Source organism: Acinetobacter sp. 22323, from assembly GCF_052044895.1.
Taxonomy (GTDB): domain Bacteria; phylum Pseudomonadota; class Gammaproteobacteria; order Pseudomonadales; family Moraxellaceae; genus Acinetobacter; species Acinetobacter schindleri.
This window is the reverse complement of sequence record NZ_JBQEOL010000010.1, coordinates 89,482-102,160: the sequence shown is the minus strand read 5'-3', so window position 1 is coordinate 102,160 and position 12,679 is coordinate 89,482. Positions and strand designations below refer to the sequence as shown.

14 protein-coding genes are annotated in these 12,679 nt (G+C 42.3%); 5 read left to right on the top strand and 9 right to left on the bottom strand.

The genetic code is table 11. The features are described from left to right. The first annotated feature begins 3 nt into the window (after positions 1-3). Positions 4-384 (top strand): fluoride efflux transporter CrcB, encoded by a 381-nt coding sequence (gene crcB / locus ACTJIX_RS08640; RefSeq protein ID WP_071319834.1) that lies wholly within the window; start codon positions 4-6, stop codon positions 382-384. Between the two features lie 63 nt (positions 385-447). On the opposite strand, the gene ACTJIX_RS08635 is transcribed toward crcB, so the two are convergent. Then, positions 448-699 carry a type B 50S ribosomal protein L31 gene (locus tag ACTJIX_RS08635; RefSeq protein ID WP_004809889.1) on the bottom strand — a complete coding sequence of 84 codons (252 nt, stop codon included), beginning with the start codon at positions 697-699 and terminating at the stop codon, positions 448-450. 117 nt (positions 700-816) lie between these two features. Next, on the bottom strand, positions 817-2,115 hold the full coding sequence (locus ACTJIX_RS08630) for an ABC1 kinase family protein (protein WP_108675558.1): 1,299 nt from the start codon (positions 2,113-2,115) through the stop codon (positions 817-819). A 255-nt stretch (positions 2,116-2,370) separates the two neighbouring features. Here ACTJIX_RS08630 and ACTJIX_RS08625 point away from each other — a divergent pair, with 255 nt between their 5' ends. Further along, positions 2,371-2,580, top strand: a complete 210-nt coding sequence (locus tag ACTJIX_RS08625) for a DUF1737 domain-containing protein (RefSeq protein ID WP_004809883.1) — start codon at positions 2,371-2,373, stop codon at positions 2,578-2,580. A gap of 236 nt (positions 2,581-2,816) precedes the next feature. Here the strand turns inward: ACTJIX_RS08625 and ACTJIX_RS08620 are convergent, their stop codons facing one another. Together ACTJIX_RS08620 and ACTJIX_RS08615 are read right to left on the bottom strand one after the other, a co-directional pair. Next, a complete protein-coding gene (locus ACTJIX_RS08620) occupies positions 2,817-4,175 on the bottom strand; it encodes an MATE family efflux transporter (protein ID WP_305176088.1) in 1,359 nt (452 codons plus the stop codon). Between the two features lie 40 nt (positions 4,176-4,215). Next, positions 4,216-4,674: a DMT family transporter gene (locus tag ACTJIX_RS08615; RefSeq protein ID WP_004809881.1), complete on the bottom strand. Its 459-nt coding sequence runs from the start codon at positions 4,672-4,674 to the stop codon at positions 4,216-4,218. Positions 4,675-4,798: 124 nt separating this feature from the next. Here ACTJIX_RS08615 and hemW point away from each other — a divergent pair, with 124 nt between their 5' ends. The 3 genes from hemW (at position 4,799) to ACTJIX_RS08600 (ending at position 7,035) form a co-directional block, all read left to right on the top strand. Further along, a complete protein-coding gene (gene hemW / locus ACTJIX_RS08610; RefSeq protein ID WP_008303044.1) occupies positions 4,799-5,953 on the top strand; it encodes a radical SAM family heme chaperone HemW in 1,155 nt (384 codons plus the stop codon). A 119-nt stretch (positions 5,954-6,072) separates the two neighbouring features. Then, positions 6,073-6,429 carry a hypothetical protein gene (locus tag ACTJIX_RS08605; RefSeq protein WP_440611342.1) on the top strand — a complete coding sequence of 119 codons (357 nt, stop codon included), beginning with the start codon at positions 6,073-6,075 and terminating at the stop codon, positions 6,427-6,429. Positions 6,430-6,483: 54 nt separating this feature from the next. Beyond that, positions 6,484-7,035, top strand: a complete 552-nt coding sequence (locus tag ACTJIX_RS08600; protein ID WP_004809877.1) for an HNH endonuclease — start codon at positions 6,484-6,486, stop codon at positions 7,033-7,035. A gap of 339 nt (positions 7,036-7,374) precedes the next feature. On the opposite strand, the gene ACTJIX_RS08595 is transcribed toward ACTJIX_RS08600, so the two are convergent. The 5 genes from ACTJIX_RS08595 to hemF all read right to left on the bottom strand — a co-directional run bounded on the left by ACTJIX_RS08595 (position 7,375) and on the right by hemF (position 12,469). Beyond that, positions 7,375-7,584, bottom strand: coding sequence for a cold-shock protein (locus ACTJIX_RS08595; protein WP_004786992.1), 210 nt, complete (start codon positions 7,582-7,584; stop codon positions 7,375-7,377). A 356-nt stretch (positions 7,585-7,940) separates the two neighbouring features. Next, positions 7,941-9,764 (bottom strand): acyl-CoA dehydrogenase C-terminal domain-containing protein, encoded by a 1,824-nt coding sequence (locus tag ACTJIX_RS08590; protein ID WP_008303040.1) that lies wholly within the window; start codon positions 9,762-9,764, stop codon positions 7,941-7,943. A 391-nt stretch (positions 9,765-10,155) separates the two neighbouring features. After that, positions 10,156-10,944, bottom strand: a complete 789-nt coding sequence (gene aroE, locus ACTJIX_RS08585; RefSeq protein WP_004809872.1) for a shikimate dehydrogenase — start codon at positions 10,942-10,944, stop codon at positions 10,156-10,158. Between the two features lie 91 nt (positions 10,945-11,035). Then, on the bottom strand, positions 11,036-11,242 hold the full coding sequence (locus ACTJIX_RS08580) for a hypothetical protein (protein ID WP_004809869.1): 207 nt from the start codon (positions 11,240-11,242) through the stop codon (positions 11,036-11,038). Positions 11,243-11,524: 282 nt separating this feature from the next. Then, on the bottom strand, positions 11,525-12,469 hold the full coding sequence (hemF, locus tag ACTJIX_RS08575) for an oxygen-dependent coproporphyrinogen oxidase (protein ID WP_111810303.1): 945 nt from the start codon (positions 12,467-12,469) through the stop codon (positions 11,525-11,527). Positions 12,470-12,679: the final 210 nt, after the last annotated feature.

Below are 12,679 nucleotides of genomic sequence, written 5' to 3'. Positions count from 1 at the left end.
GACATGAACTGGCTTTTGGTGGCAATGGGCGGCGCAATCGGGGCGACACTGCGTTATACAACAGGCATGCTGATTTTCAAGCCGCAGATGTTATTTCCCTGGCCGACCTGGTGGATCAATATTATCGGTTGTTTATGTGCGGGGATCTTCTTTGCATTTAGCCAGAAATACAGCTTTCTACAGAATGAAGCACGGCTGCTATTCATGGTGGGGGTCTTAGGCGGTTTTACTACTTTTTCCAGTTTTGGTCTGGAAACTTTTCAGCTACTTAAACAGGGGGCGCTAACAATTGCTGTTAGTTATGTCGTATCCAGTGTGATTGTCGGTGTACTGCTACTGGGAATTGGTTTCTATCTGACTCAGCTGGCTTTAGCGCAGGCATAAAAAAGTCAGGAAACTAGGGAGATTTCCTGACAATAGAGGATTTAGAAATAAGACATTTAAGTTTTAACTGCGTTTAAAGCGTGCAAAACGTTTATTGAAGCTTGCTACGCGGCCTTCATTACTGGTTTGACGCTGCTCACCGGTATAGAAGGGATGAGACGCACTTGAAATGTCGAGAGTGACATAAGGGTAAGTTTTGCCCTCGTATTCACGGGTCTGGCTGGAATTCATGGTGCTGCCAATAACGAAATAAACATCGGCATTGGTGTCATGAAATAGTACTTCACGATACTCTGGATGGATATCTGGACGCATATTTTTACCTTGCTTGAACAACAATGATTAGATTTAATGTTATGTTATAATATAACAATATTGTTTTCAATATAAGCCCGGTAACGATGTGTATCCTGGTGTAACTCTTGTTAAAGCTTAGGCACGTTCCGGTACCAGCTCCTCAAATACATCACTGAGATCATCTTTAACTTTCAAATGAATCAAATTCCAGTATTGTCCTGAAATGGTCCGGTTTACCATCAAGGTATCGGGAGAAGGTTTAAATACGTCCCAATATTTCAAGGATGGCTTGATCAGCTCTACCCCGTCATGGTGCGCCGAGTTTTCCTCAAAATCATAATAGCCATTTAGTGGGCGTAACAGTACTTCCAGCCATTGTTCATACAGTTCCTGAGGGAATTTTCCAAGTTCTGTAAGTGACTTAAGCGAGTCTAGCTGCTGCTCGATCATCGGAATATTCTGTTCCCGAGCTGCATGTACTAGCTCTCTAAAATGACCAATCACTTCAGTAGATAAAGTTTTTACACCACCAAAATCGTAAATGATGACCGTGCCATCTTCACGGAAGGCGAAGTTACCCGGATGCGGGTCACAGTGGAAACGACGCAGATAAAAAATTTCCTGGCCAATGGCACGGAACAGGCGACGACCCAGATCATTACGGATTTCTACCGGCCAGGTACTGGCAGTTTCAATACTTTCACCATGTTCCAGACTTAAAGTCAGAATATGCCGTGACGAATAATCCGGATAGACTTGTGGAATCACAATTTTGCTATCCAGTGTTTCGTGGAAAGCACGAGCAACCTCTAAATTTTGGGCTTCGATTTCATAGTTCAGCTCATCGTCCAGACTGTGCTGAATTTCCTTAAACAGCTGATCTTGCAGTTTACGGTCAATTTTCAATACACCCATCAGACGTAACGCCAGACGGACCTGTTTTAGGTCGCTTTCACAAGCTTCTTCCACACCCGGATATTGCACTTTCACCACGACTTCCTGACCATTCGGCAAGGTGGCTTTATGCACCTGACCAATCGAGGCAGCCGCAAAAGGTTTAGGTTCAAAATCCTGGAAAATCTGCTCCAGCGGTTTGCCAAGCTCTTTTTCAACCTGTGCTTTAATCACATTAAACGGCATGGCTGGTGCCTGACGTTGCAACTTGGAAATGGCACGTGCGACTTCAGGCGGAAAAATATCTTTATATTGAGAAGCGATCTGACCAACTTTCATCACCGCGCCTTTCATTTCCCCAAGAGTATCGGCAATCTGTACACCAATATCCTGAAAAAGTTTGCTGCGCGCTGCATTTTTCTGCTCTTCGTCGGCAGTTAAATTTTTAATAGAATTTGATAATGTTTTGCTGGCGATACTTGCTGTCATACCGGCAAGTTTCATAAAGCGACGACCGGGTGTGCTAGCCGTTTTTGCCATGCGGAATTCCTCAAAATCATCTTTTTAATGCTGTCTTTGATCATAGGCGACAAAGGCGTAAATGCCTATAACTAATTGTAGAGGTTGTGTTGCCAGCCCAATCTCATACTTCACAATTTCTTCAATAATCTTCCAAAAACTGTGCCAATACCGCTTTGATTCATTATTTAGAGTGATTGGGTTCACCATTAATTCTGAGTTTTTATGCATTGATGAGATTAGAATAGTCAGCATGATTTAAGCTAAGACTATTCCATGAAAGTTTATCGTTATTTTACCGGCAAGGATGATGTGCATTTTTGTGCCCGTGTCACCAAGGCATTAAATGAAGGCTATGAGCTGTATGGTTCACCAACCATGACTTTTAATGGAACGGAAGTGATTGTGGGCCAGGTCGTCATTAAAGAAGTAGCAGATGAGTCTGAGATTCCACAGGGTTTAAAAGCAGCTTTAGAGGCGAACTAGAGTTCTGAATGATCATGCCCTCAATGTTTCATTCGCATTTTTATCTTATTGTGTAGGTGGTTTTTACTTTCACAGCGGCAAAAGTAATAAAACCCCTTTATTACTGATGCTATATTCTGGGCCACGCTTTAAGCACTGCTTTAAAGCGTGGCGCAAGATGACTGATCAACGGCGACAGCCATGTCGCTTGCGGGTTAATTGAATATAGGATTGAAAGTTCACCCTTGTTAATTCTTTTAAGCCTGCTGAATTAAACGTTTATTGTTGCTATAGAGACGCATCAGCAGTAGTACACAGGCCACACTCAGACCGACAATCAGCCCCACCCAGACACCGGCCGCACTCATATCCGTAAATCTGGACAGATAGACACCGACCGGGAAGGCAATCACCCAATAAGCAAGCATGGTGATCCACATCGGGCCTTTGGTGTCTTGCATACCACGTAAGCAACCTGCCGCACTGATCTGCCAGGCATCCATCAACTGATAGGCAATTGCAAACAACACCAGATACACTGCGATCTGGGAGACCTGCATTTCTGAGGTATACAGCGCCACAATCTCATGCTTAAAGAACCACAGCAGCAGCATGGTCAATACGGCGAGTACAGTAGCAGTGGCTAAACCCAGCCATTGCACCTGACGCATTGCGACCCAGTTTTTCTCGCCATAATAGGTTCCAACACGGATCGTCAAAGCAATCGCTAAAGACATCGGAATCATAAATAGCTGCGATGTAATGGAGATCGCAATTTGATGTGCCGCGACAATGGTTTCACCCAGCGGACTCAGGACAATCGCTGCCGTACTGAAAATGCTTACTTCAAAGAAAATTGCCAGACCAATCGGTAAGCCTAACTTGAGAATACGCTTGAGCCAGTAAGTATTAATTGTTTCCCAGTGAGTGAAGGGTTGGGTTGCCTGATAGGACTTATTTTTTAAAATATAAATCGCGAGCGTAATCAGCATCAGCCATTGCAGAATCGCTGTAGCAAAACCACAACCAGCGCTGCCCAATGCAGGAATTGGACCGAAACCATACATAAAAATAAAGTTGAGTGGTATTAATGCCAGCAGAGCCAATAGACTGATTGCAGTGACTGGGCGTGGATAACCGATTGCCTCGGAATAGCCACGCAGTGCTGCATACATGGTCACCGCTGGCATACCAAAACCAATGGCATGTAGGAACAGGCCGGCCTTAGGCTGCAAGCTTTCAGGTACACCAAGTAAGGGAAGGGTCAGAGGCAAAATCTGCAAAACTAGCCCTGCGATCACCCCAAGTACTAAAGCCACCCAAAGGGATTGACGGGCAATCGTTGAAATTTTCTCGGGAGTGCGAGCACCGTAAGCTTCAGCCACTAAAGGAGTAGTAGCAATCATGATGCCACTAAATAATAACATCACCGGAATCCATAACCCGACTCCGACCGCAATGGCTGCCAGATCAGTTGCAGACAGATGCCCCGCCATAATGGTATCAATCAGACCAAGACCAGCTTGGGAAAACTGGGTGATCAAAATGGGCAACATTAAGGTGAACAGTCGTTTTAATTCAAAGCTTAGGGTTGTGGCTGACGAAACATTCGACACAAAAAATACTCATCTTTCATCATGTGCTTAGATAGAAGGTTTAGCGTTGTAAAGTGAGAAGCACACCAATAAAAATCACCACGCCACCCAGAAGACGTTGCCAGTTGAGTTGTATTTTTTCACTGTCGAACCAGCCAAAATGATCAATGATCATGGAAGAGACCAGCTGTCCAAAAATCACCAATGCAGACAAAGTCAGTAGCCCAAGCTTAGGTGCACTATAGATGCTCATGCTAATTGCATAGACACCGATGACACCGCCCAGCCATAAATACCAGGGCAATTGCGTAAATGTACTGAGGCTCGGTTTATCCACCTGTTGAAAAAATACCAACACAGCAAGCAATATTGTACCAATCAGAAAGGAGAAAAGGGCAGCTTGTAAGGGAGAATATAAATATTCCCGTAGCTGGGTATTGATACCGGTCTGAAAACTTAAGCCAATACCAATTGCCATTGCCAAAGGGATAAACAGCAGGATCTCGGAAGATATTTTCATTCTCAGGGTCTTGTTTTTGTTAAGTTAAACTGAGTCTACTGTAAAGCGGATGAGAATTCATAAGCAGGGTACTTTTGTCATGCTAAAATACAACAAAATTCATCTGATGTTCTGAGCACTGTCCTTGACTGATTTAAATCCTGCCGCTATTCCCTTGTCCCTGTATATTCATATGCCATGGTGTATGCGTAAATGTCCATATTGTGATTTTAATTCGCATGCGGTACCAGATGGCAAACTGTCTCTGGATCTCGAGCAGGAATATTTGCATGCCTTGGTTGAAGACTTTAAGACCCAGCTTGACTTTGCTCAGGGACGTCAGATTCATAGTGTATTTATTGGTGGGGGTACACCATCCCTGATTTCTGCTCAAGGTTATCAGTGGTTATTTAGTCAATTAAAAGCACTGCTTCCTTTTGAAGAAGGTTGTGAAATCACCTTGGAAGCCAATCCGGGCACAGTAGAGCATGATCCATTTGCCGGTTATCTGGCAGCGGGTATTAACCGTCTTTCGATCGGTGTACAAAGCTTTAATACTGAGCATTTGAAAAAGCTGGGGCGTATTCATAGCAATGAAGATGCGATCTCGGCAATTGCGCATGCGAAAGAGGCAGGTTTTGAGCGCATTAATATTGATCTGATGCATGGATTACCAGAACAGACTTTAGAACAGGCTTTAAATGACTTGAAATTAGCTGTGGAAAATGGAGCGACTCATATTTCCTGGTATCAGCTCACTATTGAACCAAATACGGTATTTTTCCGTACGCAGCCTATTTTACCTGTGGATGATGTCTTGGAAGATATTCAGGAACAGGGTGAGGCTTATTTAAAAGCTCAGGGCTTTATTAATTATGAAGTCTCGGCTTGGCGTAAAGAGTTACCGTCAGCACATAACCTGAATTACTGGCAGTTTGGCGATTATTTGTCGATTGGGGCAGGGGCGCATGGAAAAGTGACTCAAGCTGATGGGATCTATCGTTTCCAGAAAACCCGTTTGCCAAAAGACTATTTAGCGAAGGTGCCAGCAGAACATTTGCAGTTTAAACGGATTGAAGCTGAAGATATGCCGTTTGAATTTATGATGAATGCCTTGCGTTTAAATAACGGTGTAGCAGCGAAGTTGTATGCAGAGCGTACTGGCCTCAGTCTGAATGGTCTGAATGCATTATTGACTTCACTGCGTCAACGTAAACTCATGGTTGAAGATCCAGAACGTCTGGCTTGTACCGAGCAGGGGCATGTGTTCTTAAATTCAGTACTGGAAGAGTTTTTATAAGCCTGTGGATTTCTATTTAATAAAGTTTAATTCCATTCGTCTCTATTAATTTCTCAATAATTTTGTGATTATTCAAATATTAAGTCATTTGAATAACATAACAATATTGCGAGGGGCGGGTGAGTCCTTTATTAGATTTCTACAAAGTAGAATTAGGCGATGCACGCTTTTTTATTTTTGATAGTAAAAGTGATCATTTGGTGTATGGTGACTTGGATTTTGAGGAATATCATTGGGACAAGGCAAAATTTAATAAAGTTCGTCCAGGTGATTTCTTTCTCTATCGTCGACCACAAAAAGCTTCAGAAATAAAAAACCAATTCTATATTTACGGTGCTGGCCGCATTGGTCAGATGATTGAAGTTCCGAATGAATCTGGGCCCGATAAAGTTCGTCAAAAGCCAGTCTATTCCACTATTGAACAAGGCATTGCTTTTGAAAATCCCATCCTGCAATCCGATTTGGAAAATTTTTAGTGGAGCTTTAAGACCCGTGGCCCAACTTGGGAATATTTTTTCCAGCAATATGGTATGAATGAAATCCATGCTGATGATTTTTGGCGATTGCTGAATATTGGGGTGCAAGGTAATACTTATGAATTCAATGCATCCCAAACTCGTGTAGAGCAAGAAGTTGCTCATTATTTTGTTGAAGATAAGCGTGCCCATGTCAAAATCCGAGGCGTTGAACAAAGAGAATTTGCTTTAAAAGTAAAGCTCAATTATCAATATCAATGTGCAATTTCAGGGATCAAAACCAAAGATTTTCTAGTAGCTTCCCATATCATTCCTTGGTCAGAAAATTATGCGCAACGAACTAACCCACGGAATGGAATTTGCTTGTCTTCTCTGTTAGATAAAGCTTTTGATACTGGTTTTATTGCTATTGATGAAAAGTTTAAAGTTTGTATTGCGAATAAAGCACTACACGACCAGTCTTTATATATTTATTTAAAACAGTATGAGGGGCAGAGATTACAGGTGCCAAAGAGCTATCAGCCCGATCAAAACTTTTTAGCTTGGCATCGGCAGCATGTATTTTTAGATAATCACAGTGCCGATATCAGTTTCAAGTTAGAGTAAGCAATAGATTAACCTTTGATATCATTTTGATTTTTTAAAAATAAAAAAGCCCGATGGATTACCTAGGGCTTTTCTTCTATTTCGACTTTTCCTTCAAGTCATTCATATTAACGAGGCTTAGGCGATATTTTGTAATATGGGCTGTTGTGATGATTATGACTTAGTGTAATTTTTTACATGACTGTAATCAGATGAAGAAATTAGACAGAGTATTTTGAATTGAAAGACTAGGGATTAAAGAAAAGTAAGACCTTAATTAATGGACCTAAGATAAGTATCTATTTATGTGTGGCACAAAAAAAGCACTCTAATGAGTGCTTTTTTTCATCTTAGCAACGATTAGATTGCAGTGATGTTAGTCGCTGTAGGGCCTTTTTGACCTTGAGCAACGCTGAAAGAAACCTTTTGGCCTTCAGCTAAAGTTTTGAAACCTGAACCTTGGATTTCGCTGAAGTGAGCGAAAACGTCTGGACCGTTGTCTTGTTGAATGAAGCCAAAACCTTTAGTTTCGTTGAACCACTTTACTGTACCAGTAACTGTATTAGACATAATATAACCTATTGAGTTTTATTGATTTATAGTCAATCTATGGGATGACTAAGATGTAACTTGGAAAAATAGACTGGATGGAGCTTTTGATCTATAAAAACGGAGGTTTATGACTAAAACTGCGATACTTAAAGAAGACTAACCAAAACAAGAATTTTTCTAGTTGCAACCATCATACCCTGAATTCAGAGATATTCAAGCTGTATATCACTATTATTTTTTATGCAGTTGATATCACTCAAAATAAAATTGTAGAAAAATTATACAGAATTAAAAAATCAAGGACTTAATATGCTTTAACAAAAAGAGCGCCGTGGCTCTCTTTTTGTTATTTGACTTTCAAAGTCAGTGAAAACTTAGTAATCGAAACTGAAGTGCTCAGATGCCAGTGAAGTCATCGTTTTAGATGGGTTGACCATGGCTTCAGCATGACCTTGAGTACGCGGCAACATGCGCTCAAAGTAGAAATCAGCTGTCTTGATTTTTGCCTTATAGAACTCAGGAACTTCAGTACCGTTGCCCTCAGCCAGTTTTGCGGAAGCTACCGCAGCCTGTTGTGCCCAGAAGTATGCCATCATCACATAGCCTGAGAACATCAGGAAATCTACAGATGCAGAAGAAACAATATCACGGTCCTTACGTGCAGCCAGCATGATACGAACCGTCAAGGCATTCCATTGTGCGCAAAGTTTGGTTAAGTCCCAAGCAAAAAGACGCATGTATTTGTTACGTGCATGCTGACCACAGAATTTCAGGATTTCTGCCGTGTAATCACGAATCACTTTGCCTTTAGAAGTTAACAGCACTTTACGGCCAATCAGATCTAGTGCCTGTACACCTGTTGTACCTTCATAAAGAGTAGAGATACGCGAGTCACGTACGATCTGTTCCATGCCCCATTCTTTGATATAGCCATGACCGCCAAAGACTTGCATACCGTGATTGGCTGCTTCATAGCCCAGTTCAGTCAGGAAACCTTTCAGAATAGGGGTATAGAAACCTAAGTGATCATCATGCGCCTCGAAAGCTGCTGTATCGCCACGAACCAGAGCATCATTCATTTTGTCTGCAATTTGTGCTGCATGATAAATCATTGCACGACCGCCTTCAGCAATTGCTTTTTGTGTCAATAACATACGGCGAACATCAGCATGGTGAATGATGGCATCAGCTACTTTTTCTGGATCTTTCTTGCCAGAAAGGGCACGCATCGACATACGTTCTTTGGCATAAGGCAGAGCACCTTGGAAAGACAGTTCTGCATGGCAGATACCCTGAATTGCAGTACCGATACGTGCCGTATTCATAAAGGTAAACATTGCATGCAGACCTTTATTCTTTTCACCAATCAGGTAACCAACCGCATTGTCAAAGTTCAGTACAGCTGTTGCAGATGCACGGATTCCCATTTTGTGTTCAATCGAACCACAAGTGACAGGATTGCGTTCACCAATGCCGCCATCAGCTGCCGGAATAAATTTCGGTACGATGAACAGGGAAATACCTTTAGTGCCCGCAGGTGCATCTGGCAGGCGTGCAAGTACAATATGAATGATATTTTCAGTCAGATCATGTTCACCCGCCGAGATGAAGATCTTGGTACCTGAAATGGCATACGTGCCATCTGCATTTGGCTCAGCTTTGGTTTTTACCTGCCCCAGGTCGGTACCACATTGCGGCTCAGTCAAACACATGGTGCCAGACCATGTACCTGCTACCAGGTGAGGCAGGTATAGATTTTTTTGTTCATCTGAACCAAACTGCATAATGGTATTGATACAGCCGACACTTAAACCTGGATACATTTGGAATGACCAGTTTGCAGTGCCCATCATTTCAGACTTAACCAGATTCAAAGATTGTGGAAGGTTTTGACCGCCAAATTCTTCAGGATAAGAAAGACCTTGCCAGCCGCCTTGTACGAACTGTTCGTATGCTTCCTTGAAGCCTTTAGGCGTAGTGACTTCACCATTTTCAAAATGACAGCCTTCCAGATCACCACTTTGATTCAATGGAGAAAGTACGTTTTCACAGAAATCTGCTGCACCTTCCAGAATCATGTCCACGGTATCAGCATCGGCATATTCACCATTTGATAGTGTCTGGTAATGTGCAGGGTAATCAAGCACTTCATTCATAAGGAAGCGAATGTCACGTAACGGGGCTTTATATGCTGGCATGCGTTTTAATCCTGATTAATAGTTTTGGATTATCTGTATCGATTCTTTGATTATTCACATTGCAGCTAAAAATACATTGATAAGGCAAGCAAATAAAAATGTCAGAAAGGCGAATCGAGTAGATAGAAAAATTAGGGTGATTCAGGTTAAGGATATGGACTAATAATAAATAGATGAAAAATAAAAAAGACTTATATGAGACGACTTTAATAGATAATTATTCTGTTTGTCTAGGTGGTTTTTTGGGTGAATTGTACACAAATGTTATCGTTTGAAAATAAACAGAAGTGCTGTCATTAAATCCACTTATTACTTTGCATATTGCCTTCTGTCGGAAAAGCAAAAGAGCCTCCGTAGAGACTCTTGAACCATATTAAAAGCTTAAGCGGGCTTAAAGGAAATCTTTGAGCTGTGGCTTGACCCCATTCCAGATCGAGAAGGATTCAATCGCTTGACCCACCAGCATGCCAAAACCTTCAGCGCTAGGAACACCACGCGCACGGGCTTGATCTAGAAAAGTAGATGGTTTGCCATAGGCCATTTCATAAGCGTGTTTAAACTGCAGTGCTTCCGGCAGGATTAAGGCATCACCACTCAAGCTGGCAGAAGTTGCATTGATAATGATATCGAAATCACCCGCCAGATCAGTTAAAGCAATCGCTTGCAGTTCAGCTTGTGGTACTGCATCTTTTAAATCCGCAATCAGCTGTTCGGCACGGGTGAGGGTACGATTAGCAATAACAATTTTCTTCACACCTGCCTGTACCAGTGGATAGATCACCCCACGAGTCGCACCACCAGCGCCAATAATCAGAATATCGGTATTTTCCAAGTTCCAGTCTAAAGCACGAATAGCTTCAACCAGACCTTGACCATCGGTATTATCACCATGCAGGACGCCATTTTCCATCCATAGTGTATTTACTGCACCGGCAATACGAGCGCGTTCAGTCAGCACTTGACACTGAGCATAAGCTTGTTCTTTAAACGGGACCGTGACATTCATACCGATACCGCCTTGGGCAAAGAAGTCCTGAATATTGGCTTCAAAGCCATCCAGCGGAGCCAGACGTTTACTATAGGTGAGATCAATACCGGTTTTAGCGGCAAATGCATGATGCAATTCTGGAGAACGTGATTGTTCAATCGGGTTGCCAACAACAGCAAATTGTTTGCTCATTTCACAGTGTCCATGTGCTGAAATGCTCAACAATATACGTGAAAACAGGTAGGGACTAAAGTATTGAAAGGTCTAATTCTAGGGGCTTATTTTAGGAGTTACAGGTTTTAATAATGCGTTCAGTCAGAAGCAGGGCACCACTTAAGATAATACCGATAATCATAATAATGCTGACACTGATTGCCAGACTGTCCAAGATAAGATCCTTGGTTAAGAATGTTGTGGTAATTGCACTGACTGTAACGGCCAGAAATACCCACATCATCAGCACATGACTTTTGAAATGTCGTAGCTGCATATATTTTTACCCAATATTTTTTAAGATTTTACTATACAGCAGAGCTTGTGACGAAGTGAGGACATTTCTGCTTATTTATATAAAGAAAAGTTTCTAAATGTTTATAGGAAAATTTTTCGTTCAAATTAATATTCTTGAAGAATTAGTTTTGTAAATTTGGGAACGAATTAATTGCATGAAGTTTTCAGGAGAAAAAAATTAGAGGTATTGTAAGCAAAAAATAATTGGAACAGTTTTATAAAAAATGCCCTCAAAGTGAGAGCATTTTGGTTAAGCGTACACCTACTTCTTTAACTCTTGCAGCCAATCTCGTGGCTTTAGATAATAATCGGTGAGTTGTTTCTCTGGTGAACCTTCGGCCCATTCCGGACGATAAGACCAGCCAGTGAGTGGGGGCAGACTCACTAGAATGGACTCGATCCGGCCACCGGTCTGTAAGCCAAACAAAGTGCCACGGTCATAGACCAGATTATATTCAACATAACGACCACGACGATACAGTTGAAACTCACGCTGTGCTTCGCTATAAGGTTTGTTCTGATTGCGCTGGAAAATCGGAATGATGGCATCTAAGTAACCATTGCCTACCGCCTGCATGTATTTAAAACAGGTTTCAAAATCCCATTGGTTCAGGTCATCAAAGAACAGGCCACCGACACCGCGCTGTTCATCACGGTGCTTTAAGTAGAAATAATCATCACACCATTTTTTATGCTGTGCATAAACTTCTTCGCCAAATGGCGCACACAGGTCATGCGCCGTCTGATGCCATGAAAGCACATCTTCATCATTCGGATAGAACGGTGTCAGGTCAAAACCACCGCCAAACCACCAGATCGGATCTTGGCCTTCTTTTTCAGCAACAAATAGGCGCACATTGGCATGTGAGGTCGGCACATTTGGATTTTTAGGATGGATCACCAGTGAGACGCCCATCGCCTGTGCCTTAGCTCCGGCAATTTGTGGATGACGTTCAGTGGCTGAAGCCGGTAGTTTAGAAATATTGATGTGCGAGAACATCACCCCGCCTTTTTCAATTACTGTCCCATTTTGCAGCACACGTGAACGGCCACCACCACCTTCAGGTCGTTCCCAGTCATCAATGATAAACTCAGCTGAGCCACCACCAGTACGTTCTTGTTGTTCGAGAGCCGCACAGATGCGCGCCTGTAAGTCGAGGAGGAATTCGCGTACCCGTTGAATATCCGCAGAAGTTGGATGCTGCATCAAAGCCCTCATGGGGAGAAAGAAAGACTTTCTACATCAAAGCATAAAATGGCATAAAAATTAAGATGTATTTGCCGATACTGATGATCTAAAAAGACTTTGTGTTCACAGTAAATTAAAGCAAGGTAGCGTATTAAATCCGACCGAGATGCTAGGTTGAATTCTTTTTCCGAGCCCCACACAATAGCTTTAGATGGCCCATGCTTGGGT